The sequence below is a fragment of the Piscinibacter gummiphilus genome, assembly GCF_002116905.1.
In the GTDB taxonomy this organism is placed as follows: Bacteria; Pseudomonadota; Gammaproteobacteria; order Burkholderiales; family Burkholderiaceae_C; genus Rhizobacter; species Rhizobacter gummiphilus.
Genome location: NZ_CP015118.1, coordinates 1,709,048 through 1,731,080 on the forward strand (window position 1 = coordinate 1,709,048; position 22,033 = coordinate 1,731,080).

Annotated in this window: 19 protein-coding genes; 12 read left to right on the forward strand and 7 right to left on the reverse strand. The window is 69.7% G+C overall.

Features of this window, described 5'->3' with window-relative positions; genetic code table 11:
- Positions 1 to 11: 11 nt before the first annotated feature.
- A complete protein-coding gene (locus A4W93_RS07710; RefSeq protein WP_085750064.1) occupies positions 12 to 854 on the reverse strand; it encodes an AAA family ATPase in 843 nt (280 codons plus the stop codon).
- 83 nt (positions 855 to 937) lie between these two features.
- On the opposite strand from A4W93_RS07710, the gene A4W93_RS07715 reads away from it, so the two are divergent.
- From A4W93_RS07715 to A4W93_RS07750, 8 genes are all read left to right on the forward strand, one after another.
- Positions 938 to 1,603, forward strand: a complete 666-nt coding sequence (locus tag A4W93_RS07715; RefSeq protein WP_085750065.1) for a c-type cytochrome — start codon at positions 938 to 940, stop codon at positions 1,601 to 1,603.
- A gap of 164 nt (positions 1,604 to 1,767) precedes the next feature.
- Complete coding sequence (locus tag A4W93_RS07720; protein WP_085750066.1) at positions 1,768 to 3,006, forward strand: cyclic di-GMP phosphodiesterase; 1,239 nt, start codon at positions 1,768 to 1,770, stop codon at positions 3,004 to 3,006.
- 118 nt (positions 3,007 to 3,124) lie between these two features.
- Complete coding sequence (locus A4W93_RS07725) at positions 3,125 to 4,699, forward strand: ABC transporter substrate-binding protein (protein ID WP_085754075.1); 1,575 nt, start codon at positions 3,125 to 3,127, stop codon at positions 4,697 to 4,699.
- 268 nt (positions 4,700 to 4,967) lie between these two features.
- Complete coding sequence (locus A4W93_RS07730) at positions 4,968 to 6,083, forward strand: ABC transporter substrate-binding protein (RefSeq protein ID WP_085750067.1); 1,116 nt, start codon at positions 4,968 to 4,970, stop codon at positions 6,081 to 6,083.
- A 64-nt stretch (positions 6,084 to 6,147) separates the two neighbouring features.
- On the forward strand, positions 6,148 to 7,041 hold the full coding sequence (locus A4W93_RS07735; RefSeq protein ID WP_085750068.1) for a branched-chain amino acid ABC transporter permease: 894 nt from the start codon (positions 6,148 to 6,150) through the stop codon (positions 7,039 to 7,041).
- On the forward strand, positions 7,034 to 7,924 hold the full coding sequence (locus A4W93_RS07740) for a branched-chain amino acid ABC transporter permease (RefSeq protein ID WP_085750069.1): 891 nt from the start codon (positions 7,034 to 7,036) through the stop codon (positions 7,922 to 7,924). Before A4W93_RS07735 ends, A4W93_RS07740 begins: the two co-directional genes overlap by 8 nt.
- Positions 7,921 to 8,721, forward strand: a complete 801-nt coding sequence (locus A4W93_RS07745; protein WP_085750070.1) for an ABC transporter ATP-binding protein — start codon at positions 7,921 to 7,923, stop codon at positions 8,719 to 8,721. The genes A4W93_RS07740 and A4W93_RS07745 overlap by 4 nt, the downstream gene beginning before the upstream one ends.
- Positions 8,718 to 9,437, forward strand: a complete 720-nt coding sequence (locus tag A4W93_RS07750; protein WP_085750071.1) for an ABC transporter ATP-binding protein — start codon at positions 8,718 to 8,720, stop codon at positions 9,435 to 9,437. The genes A4W93_RS07745 and A4W93_RS07750 overlap by 4 nt, the downstream gene beginning before the upstream one ends.
- Positions 9,438 to 9,927: 490 nt before the next feature.
- Here the strand turns inward: A4W93_RS07750 and proC are convergent, their stop codons facing one another.
- Both proC and A4W93_RS07760 read right to left on the reverse strand, forming a co-directional pair.
- Positions 9,928 to 10,731, reverse strand: a complete 804-nt coding sequence (gene proC, locus A4W93_RS07755; RefSeq protein ID WP_085750072.1) for a pyrroline-5-carboxylate reductase — start codon at positions 10,729 to 10,731, stop codon at positions 9,928 to 9,930.
- Positions 10,731 to 13,751 (reverse strand): L-glutamate gamma-semialdehyde dehydrogenase, encoded by a 3,021-nt coding sequence (locus A4W93_RS07760; RefSeq protein WP_085750073.1) that lies wholly within the window; start codon positions 13,749 to 13,751, stop codon positions 10,731 to 10,733. Before A4W93_RS07760 ends, proC begins: the two co-directional genes overlap by 1 nt.
- Positions 13,752 to 13,847: 96 nt before the next feature.
- On the opposite strand from A4W93_RS07760, the gene A4W93_RS07765 reads away from it, so the two are divergent.
- The 3 genes from A4W93_RS07765 to A4W93_RS07775 are packed head-to-tail and all read left to right on the forward strand — an operon-like array spanning position 13,848 to position 16,392.
- A complete protein-coding gene (locus A4W93_RS07765) occupies positions 13,848 to 14,357 on the forward strand; it encodes an Lrp/AsnC ligand binding domain-containing protein (RefSeq protein ID WP_085750074.1) in 510 nt (169 codons plus the stop codon).
- 56 nt (positions 14,358 to 14,413) lie between these two features.
- Positions 14,414 to 15,742 carry a DUF6585 family protein gene (locus A4W93_RS07770; protein ID WP_085750075.1) on the forward strand — a complete coding sequence of 443 codons (1,329 nt, stop codon included), beginning with the start codon at positions 14,414 to 14,416 and terminating at the stop codon, positions 15,740 to 15,742.
- A 17-nt stretch (positions 15,743 to 15,759) separates the two neighbouring features.
- Positions 15,760 to 16,392 (forward strand): 3'-5' exonuclease, encoded by a 633-nt coding sequence (locus A4W93_RS07775; RefSeq protein WP_085750076.1) that lies wholly within the window; start codon positions 15,760 to 15,762, stop codon positions 16,390 to 16,392.
- 72 nt (positions 16,393 to 16,464) lie between these two features.
- Here the strand turns inward: A4W93_RS07775 and A4W93_RS07780 are convergent, their stop codons facing one another.
- Together A4W93_RS07780 and A4W93_RS07785 are read right to left on the reverse strand one after the other, a co-directional pair.
- Positions 16,465 to 17,724, reverse strand: coding sequence for a DEAD/DEAH box helicase (locus A4W93_RS07780; protein ID WP_085754076.1), 1,260 nt, complete (start codon positions 17,722 to 17,724; stop codon positions 16,465 to 16,467).
- Positions 17,725 to 17,742: 18 nt separating this feature from the next.
- Positions 17,743 to 18,177 carry a DUF1841 family protein gene (locus A4W93_RS07785; protein WP_085750077.1) on the reverse strand — a complete coding sequence of 145 codons (435 nt, stop codon included), beginning with the start codon at positions 18,175 to 18,177 and terminating at the stop codon, positions 17,743 to 17,745.
- A gap of 166 nt (positions 18,178 to 18,343) precedes the next feature.
- Here A4W93_RS07785 and A4W93_RS07790 point away from each other — a divergent pair, with 166 nt between their 5' ends.
- Complete coding sequence (locus tag A4W93_RS07790; RefSeq protein ID WP_431311680.1) at positions 18,344 to 19,477, forward strand: iron-containing alcohol dehydrogenase; 1,134 nt, start codon at positions 18,344 to 18,346, stop codon at positions 19,475 to 19,477.
- 15 nt (positions 19,478 to 19,492) lie between these two features.
- Here A4W93_RS07790 and kefC read toward each other — a convergent pair whose 3' ends face one another.
- On the reverse strand, positions 19,493 to 21,409 hold the full coding sequence (gene kefC / locus A4W93_RS07795; protein WP_085750079.1) for a glutathione-regulated potassium-efflux system protein KefC: 1,917 nt from the start codon (positions 21,407 to 21,409) through the stop codon (positions 19,493 to 19,495).
- Between the two features lie 2 nt (positions 21,410 to 21,411).
- Positions 21,412 to 22,029: a glutathione-regulated potassium-efflux system oxidoreductase KefF gene (kefF, locus tag A4W93_RS07800; protein WP_085750080.1), complete on the reverse strand. Its 618-nt coding sequence runs from the start codon at positions 22,027 to 22,029 to the stop codon at positions 21,412 to 21,414.
- Positions 22,030 to 22,033 lie beyond the last annotated feature (4 nt).

Sequence of the window (22,033 nt, forward strand, 5' to 3'; positions counted from 1 at the left end):
GGCGCCGGAACTCAGCGGTTGTGCTTCTGCATGAAGACGAGCTTCTCGAACAGCGAGACGTCCTGCTCGTTCTTCAGCAGCGCGCCCACGAGCGGCGGCACCGCGACCTTATCGTCCTTCGATTGCAGCACCTCGAGCGGGATGTCTTCCGCGACGAGCAGCTTGAGCCAGTCGATCAGCTCCGACGTGCTGGGCTTCTTCTTCAGGCCCGGCAGGTTGCGCACCTCGTAGAAGCGCTTGAGCGCGGCCGACAGCAGCTCCTGCTTCAGGCCGGGGAAGTGCACGTCGACGATGGACTTCATGGTGTCCGCGTCGGGGAACTTGATGTAGTGGAAGAAGCAGCGGCGCAGGAAGGCGTCGGGCAGTTCCTTCTCGTTGTTCGACGTGATGAACACGAGCGGGCGGTGCTTCGCGCGGATGAGCTCGCGCGTCTCGTAGCAGTAGAACTCCATGCGGTCGATTTCGCGCAGCAGGTCGTTCGGGAACTCGATGTCGGCCTTGTCGATCTCGTCGATCAGCAGCGCCACCGGCTGCTCGGACGCGAAGGCCTGCCACAGCACCCCCTTGACGATGTAGTTGTGGATGTCCTTCACGCGTTCGTCGCCGAGCTGGCTGTCGCGCAGGCGACTCACGGCGTCGTATTCATACAACCCCTGCTGGGCCTTCGTGGTCGACTTGATGTGCCACTGGAGCAGCGGCAGGCCGAGCGACTGCGCCACTTCCTCGGCCAGCATCGTCTTGCCGGTGCCGGGCTCGCCCTTGACGAGCAGGGGGCGCTTCAGCGTGGCGGCCGCGTTCACGGCCAGCATCAGATCATCCGTTGCGACGTAGTTGTCGGAGCCTTGGAACTTCATCGGGGTGGGTTTCTGTGAAGGTGTGCCCCAGTATAAGGGCCCATATAATCACGGGTTACCTGAAGACTCGCCCGAAGAACCCAATGAAACTGACGTTCTCCAAATTCCTTCCGGTGATGGCCACCGCCCTGATCGGCGCGGCTTCGGTTGCGCAGGCAGCCGACCCCATCACCCCGAGCGCGGCCGCGGGCGAGAAGAAGGCGGCCATGTGCATCGGCTGCCACGGCATTCCCGGCTACCAGGCCAGCTTCCCCGAGATCCACAAGGTCCCGATGATCGGCGGCCAGGGCGCGAAGTACATCGTCGCCGCGCTGAACGAGTACCAGAAGGGTGACCGCAAGCACCCGACCATGAAGGGCATCGCCGCCTCGCTGACCGAGCAGGACATGGCCGACCTCGCCGCCTTCTACGAGAAGCAGAACGTCGCCGGCGCCGAGAAGACGCTGCCCGCCGCCCCGGCCAACGTGGCCGCGCTGCTCGACAAGGGCAAGTGCGTCACCTGTCACGGCACCGACTTCAACACCGCCATCAGCGGCGAGTACCCGAAGCTCGCCGGCCAGCACGCCGACTACCTCTACGTCGCGCTGAAGTCGTACCAGATCGCCGGCAACCCGCACGTGGGCCGCGCGAACCCCACGATGCAGGCCCAGATCCAGGGCTTCACGCACGCTGAACTCAAGCTGATCGCCAACTACCTGGGCTCGCTCAAGAGCGACCTGACGGTGCACCCCCAGTCGCGCTTCCGCTGACCGGCCGTCCCGCCCGAACGAGCAAGGCCGCGACTCGTCGCGGCCTTCTTGTTTTCAACAAGGCCGCACGATGTGCGGCCTTTTTCATGGTTCGGCGCCCACAGTCGCCTTTCCCGAAGGCAAACTCTCGGGGTCGACCTGTCCCGCTGGCGCCCAGTACCACGATGTTGAAGAAGATCCCCGTTCGGCAGGTCCGTCTCGGCATGCACGTCCACTCCCTCACCGGGGCGTGGCTCGACCATCCGTTCTGGAAAACCAAGTTCGTCATCGAGGATCCGGCCGACCTGCAGAAACTGCAGGCGAGCGGTGTCGAGGAGGTCTGGATCGACCCGGGCAAGGGCCTCGACGTGGCGCCGGAGCCCGCACCCGCGCCGTCCCCGGCCGCCGCGGCCCCCGCGCCGGCCGCCCCGCCCGTGACCCCGGCCCCGCAGTCCACCGACTTCGAGGAGGAGGTGCGCCGCGCCACCGTGCTCATCGGCAAGTCGAAGCAGGCGGTGGTCGCGCTCTTTTCAGAGGCGCGCCTCGGCAAGGCCATCGACGCCGAGGAGTGCCTGCCGCTCGTCGACGAGATCGCCAGTTCGGTGTGGCGCAACCCCGGCGCGATGGTCAGCCTCGCCCGGCTCAAGACCCACGACGACTACACCTACATGCACTCGGTGGCCGTGTGCGCGCTGATGGTCTCGCTCGCGCGCCAGCTCGGTGCGGACGAGAACGAGACCCGCGTCGCCGGCCTCGGCGGCCTGCTGCACGACATGGGCAAGGCCGTGATGCCGCTCGACGTGCTGAACAAGCCGGGCCGCCTGACCGACGACGAGTTCCGCGTCATCAAGTCGCACCCCGAGCGCGGCTTCGAGATGCTGCGCGCCGGGGGCACCGCGCCGCTGGCGGCCCTCGACATCTGCCTGCACCACCACGAGAAGATGGACGGCAGCGGCTACCCCCGCGGCCTGCGCGGCGACCAGATCTCGAAGATGGCGCGCATGGGCGCCGTCTGCGACGTGTACGACGCCATCACGTCCGACCGCCCGTACAAGTCGGGCTGGGACCCGGCCGAGGCCATCCGCAACATGGCGGAATGGCGCGGCGGGCACTTCGACGACGCCGTGTTCCAGGGTTTCGTGAAGAGCCTGGGCATCTACCCGACGGGTTCGCTGCTGCGCCTCCATTCGGGGCGGCTCGCGGTGGTGGTCTCGCAGAACGAGAAATCCCTCGTCACCCCGGTCGTGAAGGTCTTCTTCTCGACCCGCTCCCAGCTGCACATCACGCCGGAACTGCTGGACCTGTCCAGCCCTTCCTGCAACGACCGCATCGTGGCGCGCGAGTCGAACGCGGAGTGGAAGTTCTCGCACCTCGACGAGCTGTGGGCGGGGCCGGACACGCTGAAGCGGCTCGGCAAGTCCTGACGTGTCGTCCCGCCGGCCTTCGCCGGGATGACATTTCGTGTTGGGGGACATGCGAGTCCCTCAGAAGCTTCCTCGCTCGCCGCCCCCTAAACTCGTCTCCTTTTGAAGGAGACGAATGATGCGCCGTGGGGTTGTCGTGGGAAGCCTGCTCGTGTCGCTGGCCGCCGCCGCGTCGGCGCAGACGCTGCGCTGGTCGTCGCAGGGGGATCCGCAGACGATGGACCCGCACTCGCAGAACGAGTCGCTGACGAACCAGATGAACGGGCAGGTCTACGAGACGCTCGTGAACCGGGGCAAGTCGCTCGAACTCGTGGGCGTGCTCGCCACCGAGTGGAAGCAGGTGGCGCCCACGCGCTGGCGCGTGAAGCTGCGCCCGAACGTGAAGTTCCACGACGGCTCGCCGTTCACGGCCGACGACGTGATCTTCTCGGTGCAGCGCGCGAAGGCCGGCACCTCCGACATCGGCGCCTACGCCGCCGCGCTCGGCACGCCGAAGAAGATCGACGCCCTCACGCTCGAGTTCGAGCAGGCGCAGGTCAACCCGATCTTCGAGCAGCACCTGACCGCGGTGCAGATCATGAGCAAGGCCTGGTCCGAGAAGAACAAGGCCACCGAGCCCGCGAACTTCAAGGGCAAGGCGGAGAATTTCGCGTCGTTCCACGCGAACGGCACGGGCCCCTTCATGCTGGTCTCGCGTCAGCCCGACGTGAAGACCACCTACAAGCGCAACCCCGCGTGGTGGGGCAAGTTCGAGGGCAACGTGCAGGAGGTCGTCTACACGCCCATCGGCAGCGACGCCACGCGCACCGCCGCGCTCATCTCGGGCGAGGTCGACTTCGTGCTCGACCCGGTGCCGCAGGACGTGCAGCGCCTCAAGTCGTCGAAGGACGTGAAGGTCATCGAGGGCCCCGAGAACCGCATCCTCTTCATCGGCATGGACCAGCAGCGCGACCAGCTGCTGTACGGCAGCGTCAAGGGCAAGAACCCCTTCAAGGACGTGCGCGTGCGCCGTGCGCTGTACCAGGCCATCGACATCGAGGCGATCAAGTCGCGCCTGATGCGCGGCCAGTCGCTGCCCACCGGCGGCATCACGCCGTCGCCGCTCGGCGCCTACAACGACCCCGAGCTGGAGCGCCGCCTGCCGTACGACCTGGAGGCCGCGAAGAAGCTGCTGGCCGAGGCCGGCTATGCCGGCGGCTTCGAGGTCACGCTCGACTGCCCGAACAACCGCTACATCAACGACGAGGAACTGTGCCAGACGCTCGCGGCGATGTGGGCGAAGCTCGGCGTGAAGGTGCGCGTGAACGCGATGCCGCGCAGCCTGTACTTCCCGAAGCTGCAGAAGCAGGACACGTCGATGTACCTGCTCGGCTGGGGCGGCTCCATCACCGATGCCGAGACGATGTTCACGCCCGTGCTGCGCAGCCGCACCGACCAGGGCACCGGCACCTGGAACTTCGGCGGCGTGAAGGACGAGAAGTTCGACGAACTCGCCGCCGCGTCCAGCCGCGAGCCCGACCCGAAGAAGCGCGAGGCCCTCATCAAGGAGGCGCTCAAGCGCCACAACGAGCAGGTGCTGAACATCCCGCTGCACCGCCAGGTGATCCCGTGGGCCGCACGCTCGAACGTGACCGTGGTCCACCGCGCGGACAACTGGCTCGAATGGAGCTGGGTGACCGTCGCGGGGAAATAGCGAACGCGTACCGCACGAACGCGCCACGGTGGTGCGTTCGGTGCACCGCCGTCGCCGTGTGAGTCACCACGGAAGACGCGAAGGCCGAAGCGACATCGGGACCGGGGTCGCTCATGGCTGTTCAACACTCCGAAATCCGCACGATCTTTAGTGAAAAGTTCTGCGGTTGCGCCGGGACAATGGCCCCGCTTCACGACTCTGTCATGCACGCCCGTGCCGGACCGAGGAAGCGCCCCGCCGGCCCCGGCTTTCACTTCAGGAGTGTTTGATGCGTTTCTCGATTCGTTCCGTTCTGCCGGGCACCAGCCTGGCCTTGGCTCTCGCGGGTGCCGGGTTCGCCGCCCAGGCGCAGGAGACGGTGCAGATGGGGGCCGTGCTGTCGCTGACCGGGGCCAACGCCACGGTGGGTGAGGACGTGCGCCGCGCCGTGGGTCTCGCCGTCGACAAGGTCAACGAGCAGGGTGGTGTGCTGGGCAAGAAGTTCGCCGTGGTCATCGAGGACTCGGGCGGCAACCCCACCACGGCGCTGAACGCCGCGCGCAAGCTCGTGAGTGTCGACAAGGTGCCGGTGGTGATCGGCGAGTACTCGTCGGGCATCACGCTGCCGATGGCGCAGTACCTCGTGAAGGAAGGTGTCACCCACATCAACATCGCCAGCACGAGCGTGAAGATCAAGGACCTGGGCGCGACCGCGTTCAACCTGATCGGCCTCGAGAACCTCGGCAACAAGTTCTCCGCCGCCGACACGTGGGCCCTCGGCTACCGCAAGGTCGCGATGATCGCCCCGAACAACGCGTACGGCCAGGGTGTCGCCCACGGCTTCAAGGAAGAGTTCGAGAAGCTCGGCGGCCAGGTGGTCACCGAGGTGCTCTACACCGCCGGCCAGTCGACGTACCGCCGCGAGCTGCAGCAGATGTCGCGCAGCAACCCCGATGCGTACGTCTACACCGCGTACGGGCAGGAGTCGGCCGTGCTGAACCGCGAGGCCTTCGAGCTGGGCCTGCGCAAGACGCCGTGGTACGCGATCCTGCTGAGCATGAGCCTGTCGGACACGCCGGCCGAGATCGCCAAGGGCCAGCTGGGCATGGAAGTGGGCTCGGTCTACGGCGACGCGGGCAAGGCCTACGCCGCCGCGTTCGCCGCGAAGTACAAGGAAGGCATGAAGACCTCGTACACGGGCTACGCGTACGACGCCGTGATGATGACGGCCGCCGCCATCAACAAGGCCAAGTCGACCCAGCCCGCCGCCGTGCAGGCCGCGCTGAAGGACATCGGCAAGGGCTACGTGGGCGTGACCGGCCCGATCACGTTCGACGCGGACCGCCAGCGCATCGACCCGCCGTACGCGAAGCTGAAGTACGACGGCAAGGTCGTCCCCCGCTGACCCGAGACCGACGCCGCCGGGTGACCGCCCGGCGGCCCCTGTCCCTCCCGATCTTCCCCCTCCAATGCTGCAGTTTCTCGTCGACACGGCCCTGCGTGCCTCCGACCTCGCGCTCATCGCGCTGGGCCTGAGCATGGTCTACGGCCTGGTCAAGTTCCCGAACATCGCGCACGTGCAGTACGCGATGCTGGGGGCTTACCTCACCTTCTTCCTCCGTGCCGCCGGCGTGCCGCTGGTCGGGGCCATCGTGCTGTCCTGTGCCGTCACCGGGCTGTTCACGCTGGCGATGCACCTGCTCGTGTTCCGCCGCCTGCTGCGGTCGGGGCCGGCCATCGCGATGATCGGGTCGCTCGCGGTCGCGATGCTCATCGTCGCGGTGCTGCAGGGCGTCGCGGGTTCGTTCCCGCGCATGTTCGACCTGCCGTTGTCGGCGCCGCACGAATTCGGCGACGCCCGCATCACCAACACCCAGCTGCTCACCGTGGGCACCACGCTGCTGCTGCTGGTGCTGTTCTCGCTGCTGCTCTTCTTCACCCGCGCCGGCCGCGCCATGCGCGCGCTGGCCTCGAACCGCGCGCTCGCCGACGCCTCGGGCCTCAACGCCGAACGCATCACGCGCGTCGTCAACTTCGGCAGCGGCGCCATCGCCGGCCTCGGCGGCAGCATGCTGGCGCTGTCCACCGGCGCCCACCTGAACCTCGGCCACGACCTCCTGCTACCGGTGTTCGCCGCCGCGATCCTCGGCGGCCTCGGCAACCCGCTCGGCGCGGTGGCCGGCGGCGTGCTGATCGCCTTCACCGAAACCGCGGTCACGAACCTGAACTTCGGCTTCCTGTTCGGCAAGCCGGTGGCCTTCCTGCCGGTGGCCTACATCGGCGCCGCCTCCTTCCTGATCCTCCTGCTGGCCCTGCTGTTCAAGCCGTACGGCCTCTTCGACCGCCAGGTGCGCCGTGTCTGATTTCCTCATCTCCTCCTTCACCATCGCGGGCATCTACGCGCTGATGGCGCTCGGCCTGAACCTGCAGGCCGGCTGGTCCGGGCTGCTCAACTTCGGGCACATCGCGTTCGCCGGCCTCGGCGCCTATGCCACCGGCATCGTGATCCAGGCCGGGGGCTCCGGCTGGACCGGTGCGCTCGTGGGCGTGGGCCTCGCGATGGCGCTCGGCTGGGCCGTGGCCCGCCTCGGCCGCCAGCTCGGCTCCGACTACTGGGGCATCGCGACGCTCGCGATCGCCGAGATCCTTCGCACCATCGCCACCAACGAGGGCTGGCTCACCGGCGGTGCGCAGGGCATCAGCGCCATCCCGTCGCTGTTCGACGGCCTGCCGCGCCCCTGGAACGCGGTCACCTTCCTCGGGCTGGTGCTGGCTGTCGTCGCGGTGGCCGCGCTGTCGCTGCGCCGCGTGGCCAACGGCCGCTTCGGCCGCGCGCTGCGCCTGATGCGCGAGGAGCCGCAGCTCGCCGCGTGCATGGGCTATGACCTGAAGTCGCTCAAGACCCGCGCCCTGATGGCCGGCGCCGCCGTCACCGCCTTGGCCGGCTCGCTCTACGCGCACTACATGAGCTTCGCGGGCCCCGACTACATGGTGGCCTCCGAGACCTTCCTGCTCTGGACCATGGTGATGATCGGCGGCATGGGCAACACCGCCGGCGTGCTGGTGGGCGTGCTGCTCGTGCAGGCCGCGTACAGCGCCGTGCCGTTCGCGAAGGACTGGTTCGGCTTCGGCTCCGACCTCGCCGGCGCGCTGCGCCTGGGCCTCATCGGCCTGATCCTCCTCGCGTGCCTGCTGTGGCGCAGCGAGGGCCTCGTTCCCGAAAAACTCCGCAAGATTCCCGCATGACCGCCGTCACCGCTCCGCTCCTCCAGGTCCGTTCGGTGGCCAAGGCCTTCGGTGGCAACCGGGTCCTCGAGGACGTCTCCTTCCAGGTCGAACCCGGTGAGATCGTGGGCCTGCTCGGCCCCAACGGCTCCGGCAAGAGCACGCTGCTCAACCTCGTCACCGGCTTCGAGCGCATCGACCAGGGCGAGGTGCTGTTCGAGGGCGGTCGCATCGACCGCCTGCCCGCACACCGGATCGTCGACCGCGCGCTCGGCCGCACCTTCCAGCTACCGTCGATGCCCACGAAGATGTCGGTGATCGAGGTCGCCATGGCCGCGGCCACCGCGCGCCACGGCTTCTTCGACACGCTGCTGGGCACCCGTGCCGCACGCGAGGCCGAGGAACGGGCACGCGTCGAGGCCGATGCGCTGCTGAAGGAATTCCTGCTGACCCCCGTGCGCGACCTGCCGTCGTCGGCGCTGTCGGGCGGCCAGAAGAAGCTGCTCGGCATCGTCTGCGCGCTGATGGGCAAGCCGCGGCTGCTGATGCTCGACGAACCCACCGCGGGCGTGCACCCCAACCTGCGCAACGACATCGTCCAGGCGCTCCAGCGCCTGAACCGGCAGGGCATGACGATCGTCATCGTCGAACACGACATGCACTTCATCCGCGAGGTGTGCACGCGCTGCATCGTGCTCGACCGCGGCCACATCGTCGCCAGCTGCCGGCCGGACGAACTGTCGTCCAACGAACGCGTGCTGCAGGCCTACCTCGGCGGCGGCCGGGCGGCCACCGAATCCGAGAAAGTCAACGCATGATCCAGATCGACAACGTGACGGCCGGCTACACGCCGGACGTCGACATCCTCCGCGGCATGACGCTGCACGCGAACGCCGCCGAGATCGTCACGCTGCTGGGCCCGAACGGCTGCGGCAAGTCCACGCTGCTCAAGACCATCGCGGGCTTCCTGAAGCCGCGCATCGGCCGCATCGTGCTCGACGGCGCGGACGTGGGCCAGGTGCCCGTGCACACGAAGATCCAGAAACTCGGTTTGGGCTTCGTGCCGCAGACCGAGAACGTGTTCAGCGCGCTGAGCGTGCGCGAGAACCTGCAGGTGGGCGGGCATTTCCAGTCGGATGCCGACGTGGCACAGCGCCTCGACGAGCTCTGCACGCTGTACCCGGTGCTGATGCGAAAGTTGAGCGCGCCGGCCGCGTCGCTGTCGGGCGGTGAACGCCAGATCCTCGCGCTGGCCCGCGCGCTGATGGCCCGCCCGAAGCTGCTGCTGCTCGACGAACCGTCGGCCGGCCTGTCGCCCAAGATGCTGCTCGAGGTCTTCCAGGCGGTGATGGACATCCGCGCCAAGGAACACGTCACCGTGCTGATGGTGGAGCAGAACGCGCTGGAGGCGCTGCGCATCTCCGACCGGGCCTACGTGCTGTCGATGGGGGCCGTGGCGCTGACGGGCGAGGCGAAGACGCTGATGGACGATCCGCAGGTGCGCGAGCTGTACCTGGGAGGGCGCGCGGCCTGAGGGCGCTGGAAGGATGTCGTCCCGGCGCAGGCCGGGACCCTGGGCCTGGCGCGCGAACGGCGCGTCATCGCAGAGCCCGATGCCATCGCGCGCAGGCGTCAACGCCTGCGCTCAGCAGGATGTTCCGCCCTGTGCGGAACGACGCGAGTGGCTCGATTGAACCGAGCGTTCGCGAAGGCAGACCCCGCGAGTCAGAGCCTGGCGAGAAGTCCTGGCGTCATCGAGTTCTCGGCGTTCGACGCGCGAGTCCCGCGGAGCAGGAGCAGCAGAGCCGAATAAGCCGAAGCTGGTGTTCAGGTGCTTTGTTGGTTACTTATTTGCACCAGCAAATAAGTGACTCGCCCGCCGGGGCGAACTCCCGGCGCGGTCTCACTCATGAGGGGAACGGTGGCGCGCGCAGCCGGCACGGCCCGATCGAGCATGGCCATCCGCGCTTCGGGTCAGGCCCGGGGTCCCGGCCTGCGCCGGGACGACTTCGTGGGAGAGCGGATCAATCCGCCCCGAGTTCGACCGCCCGCCGCTGCGCGTTGCGCATCGCTTCCACGAAGCACTCCTTGACCGCACCCCGGTCGAGCGTCCCGATGGCCGCGGCCGTGGTGCCGCCCTTGGACGTCACCTGGGCGCGCAGCACCTCCGGCGGCTCGGCCGAACGCCGCGCCATCTCGGCGGTGCCCGCCACCGTGGCGAGTGCCAGCGCCCGGGCCTGGTCGGCCGGGAGGCCCATCGAGGCGCCGGCGGCCATCATCGCTTCCAGCAGGTAGAGCACGTACGCGGGGCCCGAGCCGGACAGCGCGGTGACCGCGTCGAGGTCCGCCTCGGTCTCGACCCACAGCGTGGTGCCGGTGGGGCGCAGCACCGCCTCCACGAGGGCGCGGTCCGTGGCCGAGACCGCCTCGCGGGCGAACAGGCCCGCGATGCCCTGGCCGATCAGGGCTGGGGTGTTGGGCATCGCGCGCACCACGCGCTCGCTGCCGGTGGCACGGGCGAGGGTGTCGCTGCGCACGCCGGCCATCACGCTCAGGTGCAGCGCGTTCGTGAGGCCCGGCCCGCACGCGGCGGCGGCCTCGGCGAACACCTGCGGCTTGACGGCCCAGACCACGAGCCCCGCGCGCGCGACGGCGCTGTCGGCCACCGGCGTGGCGAACACGCCGTGTTCGGCCCACAGGCGTTCGCGCTGCGGTTCGAAGGGTTCGACGACCTGGATGGAACGCGGGTCGGTGCCACTCGCGACGAGCCCGCCGATGAGCGCGGTGGCCATGTTGCCGCCACCGATGAAGGCGATCGAGGAATCCATCAGTGCGACGTCCCCGCGAGCAGCGCCGCGTTGCCGCCGGCCGCCGCGGTGTTGATGGTCACGGTCTGCTCGGCGCAGAAGCGGAACAGGTAGTGCGGGCCGCCGGCCTTCGGGCCGGTGCCGGACAGGCCCTCGCCCCCGAACGGCTGCACACCGACCACCGCGCCGATCATGTTGCGGTTGACGTAGACATTGCCGATGCGGGCCTCGGCCGCGAGGCGCAGCGCGCGCGAGTCGATGCGGGTCTGCAGGCCGAGCGTGAGGCCGTAGCCGAGCTGGTTCACCTCGCGGATCACGGCGTCGGCATCACCCGACCAGCGCACCACGTGCAGCACCGGGCCGAAGATCTCGGCCGACAGGTCGGACACCTTCGCGACTTCGAACGCCACCGGAGCGATGACGTGCCCGGTGACGTCCAGGCCCACGGGGGCACGGCCGATCACGCGGGCCGACCCTTCGAGGCGGGTCACCTCGCGGGCGATGTTCGCGTGGGCCTCGGCGTCGATCACCGGGCCGACGTCGGTCGACAGCTGCGACGGGTCGCCGACGGACAGCTCCTGCAGCGCCCCGGCGATCATCTCGATCACGCCGTCGGCGATGCCCTCGTGCACGCACAGCAGGCGCAGCGCGGAGCAGCGCTGGCCGGCGCTGCGGAAGGCGCTCTGCACCACGGCGTCCACCACCTGCTCGGGCAGCGCGGTGCTGTCGACCACCATCGCGTTGATGCCGCCGGTCTCGGCGATCAGCGGCACGATGGGGCCGTCCTTCGCGGCGAGCGCCCGGTTGATGGCCTTCGCGACCGCCGTGGAGCCGGTGAAACACACGCCCGCGACGAGCGGGTGCGCGACGAGCGCGGCGCCCACGGTGTGGCCCTCGCCGTGCTGCAGCACGAGCGCGTCGGCGGGCACGCCGGCTTCGTGCAGCAGCGCGACGAAGCGTGCGGCGACGGCCGGGGTCTGCTCGGCGGGCTTGGCCGCCACGGTGTTGCCGGCCACCAGCGCGGCGACGACCTGGCCCGCGAAGATCGCGAGCGGGAAGTTCCACGGGCTGATGCAGACGAACACGCCGCGGCCGTGCAGGTGCAGCGTGTTGCTCTCGCCTGTCGGTCCCGGGAGGGCGCGCGACGCGAGCGTGGCCTCCGCCTGGTCGGCGTAGTAGCGGCAGAAGTCGATGGCCTCGCGCACCTCGGAGATGCAGTCGCCGAGGGTCTTGTGGGCCTCGCGCACGAGCAGGCCGCAGAACTCGGGCTGGCGCTGTTCCAGCGCGTCGGCGGCGCGGCGCAGCACGGCGGCGCGGTCGGCGAGCGGCGTGGCGTTCCAGGCGGTGAAGCCGCCGTGCAGGCGGGTCATCGTGGCGGCGATGCCGCCGACCGGGGCCTCGGGCACGGATTCGACCACCGCCGCGTCCACCGCCTGTTCGTAGACGGCGCGTTCGGCGGTCACCGCGAGGTCGGCGCCTTGCGGGTTGCGGCGGCCCGAGGTGCCGTCGAAGCCGTACAGCGCGACCGGCAGCGGCAGGCCCGGCACGGCGGCCGGGTGCAGCGGCGAGGCGAGCAGCGTGTCGACGGGCACGGACTCGTCGGTGAGCTGGTGCACGAACGACGAGTTGGCGCCGTTCTCGAGCAGGCGGCGCACGAGGTAGGCCAGCAGGTCGCGGTGCTCGCCGACGGGGGCGTAGACGCGCACCGGCACGCCCGCGTCCTTCAGCACTTCGCGGTACACGCCTTCGCCCATGCCGTGCAGGCGCTGCATCTCGTACGTCGCGCCACGGGCCTTCGCCATCGACTGGATGGCCGCGATGGTGCCGGCGTTGTGTGTGGCGAACTGCGGGTAGATCACATCGGCGTGGTCGATCAGGGCGCCGGCGCACGCGAGGTACGAGATGTCGGTGTGGTGCTTGTGCGTGTAGACCGGGTACGCCGGAAGGCCCAGCTCCTGGGCGCGCTTGATCTCGCCGTCCCAGTACGCGCCCTTGACGAGGCGCACCATGAAGCGCTGGCCGTTCGTGCGGGCGATGCGGGCCACCTCGTCGATCACGTGACGGGCGCGGGTCTGGTAGGCCTGCACGGCGAGACCGAAGCCGCGCCACTGCGGGAAGCGGGGCGCGGCGCGGGTGGCCAGCGCCTCGAACACGTCGAGCGACAGTTCGAGGCGGTCGCACTCCTCGGCGTCGATGGTCAGGTTGATGTCGGCTGCAGCGGCGCGCTCCATCAACGACCACACGCGCGGCAGCAGCGTGTCGCCGACGCGCTCGCGCTGCGCGTCCTCGTAGCGGGAGAAGAGGGCGCTCAGCTTGATCGAGATGCCGTCGGAACCCTCCGGCCCCGCACCGCGCACGCCGGCCTTCGCGATGTGCTCGATGGCGTCGTGGTACGACGCGAGGTAGCGGCGCGCGTCGGCCTCGGTGCGCGCGCCTTCGCCGAGCATGTCGTAGCTGTAGCGCAGCTGCGGCTGGACCTTGCGGGCGCCGTCGGCCTCGGACAATGCCTCGCGGATCTGGCGGCCCAGCACGAACTGCCGGCCCATCAGCTGGATCGCGCGCACCGTGGCCGCCACGACGGTCTGCGCGCCCAGGCGCTTGAAGAGACCGCCTTCATGGTCGTGGTCGGGCAGGAAGCGCTTGGACAGCGCGATGACACTCGACGACAGCCCCGAGATCACCTTGTGGTGGCTTGCGGCCGGCGTGCCGAAGTCGGCCTTGCCGAGCTGGTCGGCCGTGAGGGCGATCGCGGTGGCGGCGTCGGGCACGCGCAGCAGCGCCTCGGCCAGCCGCATCAGCGCGAGGCCCTCGGCGCTCGAGATCGGGTAGTCGCGCAGCAGCGACTCCATCGCCCAGAACGGCGCGGGCGACTCGCGCACCGCGGCGACCCAGGGCCGGGCCGTGTCCATCGCCGCCGGCCACGACAGGCTGGCGGGCAGGCGGGACAACAGGTCCTGCAGCACGGTGGCCTCGTCGCGGTACGGGCTCGGGAGCCGGTCGGCCGCACGGCGGGGCGACAGGCTGAAGGGGACTTGGTTCATGGGATGTGCGAAAAACGTGGTGGTTTTCTCTATGGTAGTTTTTGATCTGTTGGATTAATCTCCAAACATCGATGTGATCTTGGAGATTTATCAAGCATGCGTCCCCGCCCCAGCGAGACCGAAGCCGAAGCGCCGTCCTTCGTGCCCCACGGGTTCGACAAGATCGACGCCCGCATCCTCCGGGCGCTGCAGGCCGACGGCCGCATCTCCAACATCAAGCTCGCCGAGGAGGTGCACCTGTCGCCCACGGCCGTGCTCGAGCGAGTCAAGCGCCTCACGCGCGACGGCTTCATCCTCGGCTACACCGCGCGGCTGAACCCCGACAAGCTCGGCGCCGGCATGCTCGTGTTCATCGAGGTCGTGCTCGACCGCACCACGCACGACGTGATGAACGCCTTCAGCGCCGCGGTCCAGACACGTCCCGAGATCCTCGAATGCCACCTCGTGGCCGGCGGCTTCGACTACCTGATCAAGACGCGGGTGTCCGACATGCGGGCGTACCGCGAGTGGATCGGCACGGTGGTGTGGACCTTGCCCGGCGTGCGCGAGACGCACACGTACGCCGTCATGGAGGAAGTGAAAAACACCACGGCCCTGGCCATCTGAGGGTCGGTAGACTCGGCGGCAAACCAACACACACCCGCTGCGGGGGAGGAGCCTCTTTGAAACGCAATCTTCTGGCCAAGGCCATCGTCGCGGTGATCGCGCTCGCCCTGCTGACCTACGGGCTCATGCAACTGCAGTCCGACCCCACGCTGCGCGACCTGCAGCGCATCGGCATCGCGGCGCTGGAGGGCGGCGGCCCGAAACCCCGCGAAGACCAGTACATCCAGGTGACCGACGGGTACCTGATGCCGTACTACATGATCAACTACAGCCACAGCCGCAAGCGGGGCGACTCGGCCCACGTGTTCGTGCCCGTCGGCTCGCTGGCGATGCAGGAGAAGGCCTTCCGCGACGAGAAGATCCACCCCGTGCTGTGGGTGCGCCTGTCGCAGGACTTCGGCACGAAGGAAGCCGCCGACAAGGCGATGCAGTCCCCGAGCCGGTACCAGCGCCCCTACCCGGTGAGCGGCGTGGCCCGCGAACTGGAAGGCAGCGTGCGCGAGGAGATGCAGAAGATCGCCGGCCTCCAGATCACCGACCCGGTGGCGCTGCATGAAGGTGACGAGCCGCTGAGCCTCGGGCGCGGCGCCGAGTTGGCGTTCGCCGGCGGCACGCTGCTGCTGGTGGTGGCCCTGTGGGCGTGGGGTGACATCGCCGGCGAAACCTGGGCGAAGCGGCTCGAGGTCTCCGGGGCGACGGTGTTCGTCGGCGCGTCCGCGCAACTGATCACGGCGCTGGTCGGCGGCATCGTGCTGGTCCTGGCCGTGGGCGAGGCGGTCAACCACTGGGTGGAGGCGCGGGCGGTCAGCCCGGTTGGCGCGGGCGTGGCGCTCGTGGGCCTCGCGATGCTCGGCTTCGGCCTGTGGCGCAACCGTGCCGCGGTGGTGGTGGGGGCCGACCGGCTCTACCTCGTGCGCAACCGCAGCCGCGAGAAGCTGATGTTCGCCGACGTGCAGGGGCTGCTGGTCGACGAGCGCAAGGTGAAGGGCGTGCTGGTCGCCAAGTACACGCTGCTGACGGCCGGTAAGCCGTTCAAGGTGGGCAGCAGCTGGTTCCGCGGCGGGGTCGACGACGCACGGGGCCTGGGCGCGTTGCTGCGCGAACGCGTGACGCAGAAGATGGCGCCCGCGCTGCAGGCCCGCATCGCCGGGGGGGAGCGGGTGTCCTTCGGCCCGCTGTTCGTCGGCCACGACGGCATCGGCAAGGGCAAGGCCACCGACCGCGCCGACGTGCTGACGTGGCAGGACATCGGCTCGGCCACGCTGAAGAACGGCCAGCTCAAGATCAAGCAGAAGGGCAAGATGTTCGGCTGGGGCTCGTTCGCCGTCAGCAAGATCGTCAACTTCGACCTGCTGATGCACATGCTGCAGGGCAAGGTCGCGTGAGGCACGGGCAGCGCACCATGGCGGCACGCAAGCTCCCGCCGTCGAAGGACGAAGTGGCCGCGCTGCCGCCGTTCGAGGGCGTGCCCCTGGCGCGCATCCACGTGCCGCACACGCCGCAGCAGATCGACGCGGCGTGGGCCGAGCTGGGCCGGCACCGCTACGTGGGGTTCGACACGGAATCGAAGCCCACCTTCACCGCCGGCGAGGTCTCGGGCGGGCCCGACGTGGTGCAGTTCGCCACGGCCACCGAGGCCTGGGTGTTCCAGTTGCGCGTGGGCGCGTGCCTCGACGTCGTGCGGCAGGTGCTCGAGTCGCCCGACGTGGTCAAGGTGGGTTTCGGCCTGCAGTCCGACCACACGCAGCTGAAGGCCCGCCTGGGCGTGCACGTGCGGCCGGTGCTCGACCTCGACATCGTCTTCAGCCGTCGCGGCTACCCGCGCACGATCGGCGTGCGGGGCGCGCTGGCGGTGGCGGCGGGCAAGTCCTTCTCGAAGTCCAAGCGGGTCACCACGTCGAACTGGTCGGTGGCCGAGCTGAACGACCGGCAGCTGCTGTATGCGGCGAACGATGCGTTCGCGGCGTTGAAGGTGCTGGAGGCTCTGGCGTTGCCCGAGGACGAACTGGCCGGCTGGATCGCCCGGCGCCCGTGAAACGCCCGGTCATCCCGGCGAACGCCGGGATCCACTGCCACGAGTGGGCCCCGGCGTTCGCCGGGGTGACACCTACGGTTTGTTGCGAGCGGCCACGGCGGCCTCGGCCTCCGCCGCCAGCTCCCGCAGCTTGTCCTTCTTGCTCTTGCGCTTGCCCTTGATGCCGCCGGTGGCCTGGGCCTCCGTGGCGACCGCGGTGGGCTCGAACCCGGCGATGCGCTCGCGCGGCACCCGCGCGCCCTGGCGCTTCTCGATGAGGCGGAAGTGCGCCTCGGTGTCGGCCATCACGAAACTCACGGCCAGGCCGTCGGCGCCGGCGCGGCCCGTGCGGCCGATGCGGTGCACGTGGTCGGTGGCAGAGCGGGGCAGGTCGTAGTTCACCACCACCGGCAGGTCGGCGATGTGGATGCCGCGCGACGCGAGGTCGGTGGCCACCACCACCTGGCCGTAGCCGTCCTTGAAGTCCTCGAGCAGCTGGGTGCGGGCGCCCTGGCTCAGGTCGCCGTGGAAGGCGGCGGCCTTGATGTCGCGGCGGCGGAGCTTCTCGGCCACGTGTTCGGCGGCGTACTGCGATGCAACGAACACGAGCGCGCGGGACCAGCCCTCCTCGCGGATCAGGTGGGCGAGCAGCGCGGTGCGCTTGGGTTCGTCGACCTCGATCGCGCGTTGCCGGATGGCCGGCACCACGAGGGGCTCGTCGGCCACGTCGACGACGGCCGGGTCGCGCAGGTGGCTTTCGGCGAGCGCGCGCACGGCCGGCGGGAAGGTGGCGGAGAACAGCAGGTTCTGGCGCTTGGCCGGCAGCAACTGCAGGATCAGGCCCAGTTCGTCGGCGAAGCCCTTGTCGAGCATGCGGTCGGCCTCGTCGAGCACGAGCGTGGCCACGCGCGACAGCGACACGGCGTTGTGGTGCACGAGGTCGAGCAGCCGGCCGGGCGTGGCGATCACCACGTCGGCGCCGCCGCGCAGCGCCATCATCTGCGGGTTGATGGAGACCCCGCCGAACACGCACTCGATCTTCGGCGGGCGCGCGAGCGCCGGCGCGAGGCCGCGCAGCGTGGCGGCCACCTGGGCGGCGAGCTCCCGGGTGGGCACGAGGATCAGCGTGGTGACGCGGCGCGGCGTGGTGATCTCGGCCGTGGCGAAGCGCTGCAGCAGCGGCAGCACGTAGGCGGCCGTCTTGCCGGAGCCGGTGCGCGCGGAGGCCCGCAGGTCGCGGCCCTGCAGCACGAGGGGGATGGCGGCGGCCTGGACCGGCGTGGGCGTGGCGAAGCCCTCGTCGAGGGCACGGTCGAGCAGCCGCGGGGCGAGGCCCAGCGCGTCGAAGGTCACGGGGGTGTCTGCGGTCATTCAGTCTCGCGTGGCGCGGCGGCGCACGCAGTCGATGTACTTGTCGCCGTCGGGTGGTTGGCCGCTGCGCTGGGATTCCCACATCATCTGGCCGAGGCATTCCATCACCTCGTGCTGGGCGTCGTGGCGCGAGCCGCGGCGCGCGGCCAGCAGCTCGTAGGCCTGCTTGATGCCGCGGGGCTGGTCGATGCTGACCTGCTCGCTGATGGACAGGTGCATGGACAGGTGCAGGAACGGGTTCTCGCGGCCGGCGTCCGGGTCGTAGACGGCGGCCAGCGCGGCGTCGACGTCGGCGAAGTCGGCGTGGTACTCGGGGTGCTCGGCGATCCAGTCGGCGGCCAGGGCTTCGAGCGGGGTGACGGGGCTGCCGTCGCGGTGCTTGCGGTAGGCGTCGCAGAAGAAGCGGCGCACGTCGTGCTGGGAGGGGGCGAACATGATGCCCCGATTGTCGCCTGCCTGGAGGCGGCGTGCCGGACCTCGCGCCTGTCTCACCGGAGACAGCACGCGAAAATCCTGAGTGGACGGGCGTGCAATTTGAGCCAGAATCCTGGCTGTTGCTTCAGATTCCAGGAAAGTCGATATGCCCACCCGTAGTTTTGTCATGACCGCCGAGAACATCATGGGCGCAGGCTGCCTGCCCGACGCCATGACCGTGCTGCAGACCCGCGGCTTCAAGCGTGCCCTGATCGTCACCGACGCCCCGCTGACCCAGCTGGGCGTGAGCGAGAAGGTCGCCGCCCTGCTGCGCGAGCGCGGCCTCGAGGTGGCGGTGTTCGACGGCGTGCAGCCGAACCCCACGGTGTCGAACGTGGACGCCGGCCTCGCCGTGCTGAAGTCGTTCGGGGCCGACTGCCTCGTGTCGCTGGGTGGCGGTTCGCCGCACGATTGTGCAAAGGTCATGGCCATCCTGGCCACCAACGGCGGCACCGTGATGGACTACCGCGGCCTGAACAAGGTCAAGGTGGCCCCGCTGCCCCTCGTGGCCATCAACACCACGGCCGGCACGGCCAGCGAGCTGACGAAGTTCGCGGTCATCACCGAGGAGACGAAGCACATCAAGATGTCCATCGTCGACCGCCAGGTGGCGCCGCTGCTGTCCGTCAACGACCCCGAGCTGATGCGCGGCATGCCCGCCTCGCTGACGGCCGCCACCGGCATGGACGCGCTGACCCACGCCGTCGAGGCCTACGTGTCGACCATGGCCACGCCGGTGACCGACGCCTGTGCGCTGCACGCCATGCGCCTGATCGGCCAGTTCCTCCCGCGCGCCGTGAGCAACGGCAAGGAAGACATCGAGGCCCGCGAGCAGATGGCCTACGCCCAGTTCCTCGCCGGCATGGCCTTCAACAACGCGCTGCTCGGCTACGTGCACGCGATGGCCCACCAGCTGGGCGGCCAGTACAACCTGCCGCACGGCGTGTGCAACGCGATGCTGCTGCCGCACGTGGAGGCCGTGAACGCCGACGCCTGCGCGCCGCGCCTGGGCGACGTTGCCCGCGCGCTGGGCGTGGACACCACGGGCCAGAGCGTGGCCGACGCGGCGCAGGCCGGCGTGCAGGCCCTGCGCGACCTGGCCCGCACCGTGGGCATCCCGGCGAAGCTGTCGGAGATGGGTGTCAAGCGGGAAGACTTCGCGCTGCTGGCGGCCAATGCGATGAAGGACGGCGCGGGCTACACGAACCCGAAGAAGCTGTCCGCCGACGACCTGATCGCGATCTTCGAAGCCGCGTACTGACGTCACCCCCTCAGGTCATCCCGGCGGAGGCCGGGATCCTGTGCGCCCGCCGAAGGTCCCGGCCTCCGCCGGGATGACGGACGGGTTGTCCTTCTCCGGCTGCTGCCCCAGGTCCCCGTGCCATCCCGTGCGCCGGTGGCGGCCCTTCGCCTCCTCGCGCTCCTTCGCCCACTGCTGCTCGAGCTGCTGGCGCCCCTGCTTCGCCATCGCGATCAGCTTGTTCTGGTCGCCGAGGTGCGGGCTCATCTCCTCCAGCAGGTCGATGGTGTGGCGGCGGAAGCGCAGGGCGAGGTTGCGGGCCTGGTGGCGTTCCATGCCCAGCATCTCGAGCACCGAGCGGCCGCTCATCAGGGCGGAGTCGAGCGTTTCGCGTTCGATCAGCGTGACACCCCGCTGGCGAAGGCCGTAGTAGTGCGTCACGTTGCGGGCGCGTGCCACGATGGTGAGGTGGGGGAAGTGCTCGCGCACCACGTCCACGGTCTTCAGGCTCTGCGCGACGTCGTCGATGGCCACCACGATGATGCGCGCCTTGTCCGCGCCCGCGGTGCGCAGCAGGTCGAGGCGGGTCGCGTCGCCGTAGAACGCGGGCATGCCGACGCGGCGGACCGTCTCCACCTGGTCGGCATCGTGCTCCAGCACGGTCACGGCGATGCCGTTGGCGTTGAGCAGGCGGCCCACCACCTGGCCGTAGCGGCCGAAGCCCGCGATGATGACCGGGGCCTGCTGCAGTTCGGAGATCTCCGGCAGGTCGGTGCGGCGGCCACGGGCCAGGCCCGGGATCCACCAGCGGTCGGCCGCCACCAGCATCAGCGGCGTCAGCAGCATCGACACGGCCACCGCCGCCACGAGCAGCGACGACGTGGGGGCGTTGATCACGCCGGCCTGCTGTGCCGCCTGGAACACCACGAAGCCGAACTCGCCGCCCTGCGCGAGCAGGATGATGAACACCGGCCGCTCGGGCGCGGGCAGCGGCATGGCCCGGGCCATGGCCCACAGCACGAGCGCCTTCAGCGCGAGGAAGCCGATCACGATGGCCGCGATCAGCACCGGCTGCGCCAGCACCACGGCGAAGTCGACGCTCATGCCCACCGCGATGAAGAAGAGGCCGAGCAGCAGGCCCTTGAAGGGTTCGATGTCGGTCTCGAGCTCGCGGCGGTACTCGCTTTCGGCGAGCAGCACGCCGGCGAGGAAGGCGCCCAGCGCCATCGACAGGCCCACCGCCTGCATCAGCGACGCGGTGGCCACCACCAGCAGCAGCGCGGCGGCGGTGAAGATCTCGGGCGAGGCGCTGCGGGCGATCCAGCGCAGCGCGGGACGCAGCAGCAACCGGCCGCCGAGCACGATGGCCACGATCATGCCGAGCCCCTTGCCGGCGGCGAGCCAGCCGTGGCCCGGCTCCGCGTCGTGCGCGCCCGACAGCGCGAGCGCCGGCACCAGCGCGAGGATGGGGATGGCCGCGATGTCCTGCAGCAGCGCGACGCTCAGCAGGCTCTGGCCACCGGTGGTGCTCATCAGGTTGCGTTCGGCGAGCACGCCGAGGCCGATGGCGGTGGACGACAGCGCGAGGCCCAGCGAGGCCACCAGGGCCAGCTGCCACCGCACGCCGCAGCCCACGGCGACCGCCGCCAGCAGCAGCGCCGAGCCCGCCAGCTGCACCGAGCCCCAGCCGAAGATGGGCTTGCGCAGCGCCCACAGGCGGCGGGGTTCGAGTTCGAGGCCCACGAGGAACAGCATCAGCACGACGCCGAACTCGGCGAAGTGCAGCATGTCCTGCGGGTCGGTGATGAGGCGCAGGCCCCACGGGCCGATGGCGATGCCGGCCACCAGGTAGCCGATGATGGAGCCGAGACCGAGTTTTTTCGCGAGGGGCACCGCGAGCACCGCGGCGCTGAGGTAGACCAGGGCGCCGGACAGCCAGTTGCCGTGTTCCATCGTCAGGCGCCTTCCTCGACCAGGGCGGGGCGGGCCGTCTCGGGCACCTCGCACGCCGTGCATTCGGGCAGGTCGGCCAGCTCCGGCCAGTCGGGGTAGCTGTGCAGGCGCTCGGCGAACAGCGCGGCCTGGCGTTCCACCTCGTCGTCCGTCAGGCGGTGCGCGCCGTGCATCACCATGGGCGGCAGGAAACGCATGCCGCACAGCGCGGCGGTCTGCTCGTACGGAGGCAGGAAGGCATCGAAGTGGTAGCGGTTGTAGTCGGTGGGGCGGTACGAGGTCTCGGGGCCGCCCGTGGACACCGCGAGCCAGAGGTCCTTGCCGTAGAGGGCCTGGCGGCCGTGGCCGTAGGCCCAGCCGTAGGTCAGCACCTCGTCCAGCCACAGCTTCATCAGCGGCGGCATGTGGTACCAGTGCAGGGGGTGCTGCCAGACCACCAGTCGGGCGTCGGCCATGGCGCGTTGCTCGGCCGCGACGTCGATCAGGTAGTCGGGGTAGAGGGCGTACAGGTCGCGCACCTCGGCCCGGGCCACGGTGGACGCCGCGTTCATCAGGGCCCGGTTGACCCTCGAATGTTCGAGGTGGGGATGGGCGGTCAGGACGAGGATGTCGGCGGGCATGGGG

Excerpts from the sequence above, each read along its gene's own strand:
- A4W93_RS07720 (WP_085750066.1), top strand. The coding sequence starts at position 1,768 with ATGTTGAAGAAGATCCCCGTTCGGCAGGTCCGTCTCGGCATGCACGTC.
- A4W93_RS07750 (WP_085750071.1), top strand. The coding sequence starts at position 8,718 with ATGATCCAGATCGACAACGTGACGGCCGGCTACACGCCGGACGTCGAC.
- kefF (WP_085750080.1), bottom strand. The coding sequence starts at position 22,029 with ATGCCCGCCGACATCCTCGTCCTGACCGCCCATCCCCACCTCGAACAT.
- A4W93_RS07765 (WP_085750074.1), top strand. The coding sequence starts at position 13,848 with ATGCGTCCCCGCCCCAGCGAGACCGAAGCCGAAGCGCCGTCCTTCGTG.
- A4W93_RS07735 (WP_085750068.1), top strand. The coding sequence starts at position 6,148 with ATGCTGCAGTTTCTCGTCGACACGGCCCTGCGTGCCTCCGACCTCGCG.
- kefC (WP_085750079.1), bottom strand. The coding sequence starts at position 21,409 with ATGGAACACGGCAACTGGCTGTCCGGCGCCCTGGTCTACCTCAGCGCC.
- A4W93_RS07760 (WP_085750073.1), bottom strand. The coding sequence starts at position 13,751 with ATGAACCAAGTCCCCTTCAGCCTGTCGCCCCGCCGTGCGGCCGACCGG.
- A4W93_RS07715 (WP_085750065.1), top strand. The coding sequence starts at position 938 with ATGAAACTGACGTTCTCCAAATTCCTTCCGGTGATGGCCACCGCCCTG.
- proC (WP_085750072.1), bottom strand. The coding sequence starts at position 10,731 with ATGGATTCCTCGATCGCCTTCATCGGTGGCGGCAACATGGCCACCGCG.
- A4W93_RS07745 (WP_085750070.1), top strand. The coding sequence starts at position 7,921 with ATGACCGCCGTCACCGCTCCGCTCCTCCAGGTCCGTTCGGTGGCCAAG.
- A4W93_RS07775 (WP_085750076.1), top strand. The coding sequence starts at position 15,760 with ATGGCGGCACGCAAGCTCCCGCCGTCGAAGGACGAAGTGGCCGCGCTG.
- A4W93_RS07710 (WP_085750064.1), bottom strand. The coding sequence starts at position 854 with ATGAAGTTCCAAGGCTCCGACAACTACGTCGCAACGGATGATCTGATG.
- A4W93_RS07785 (WP_085750077.1), bottom strand. The coding sequence starts at position 18,177 with ATGTTCGCCCCCTCCCAGCACGACGTGCGCCGCTTCTTCTGCGACGCC.
- A4W93_RS07790 (WP_431311680.1), top strand. The coding sequence starts at position 18,344 with ATGACCGCCGAGAACATCATGGGCGCAGGCTGCCTGCCCGACGCCATG.
- A4W93_RS07730 (WP_085750067.1), top strand. The coding sequence starts at position 4,968 with ATGCGTTTCTCGATTCGTTCCGTTCTGCCGGGCACCAGCCTGGCCTTG.
- A4W93_RS07725 (WP_085754075.1), top strand. The coding sequence starts at position 3,125 with ATGCGCCGTGGGGTTGTCGTGGGAAGCCTGCTCGTGTCGCTGGCCGCC.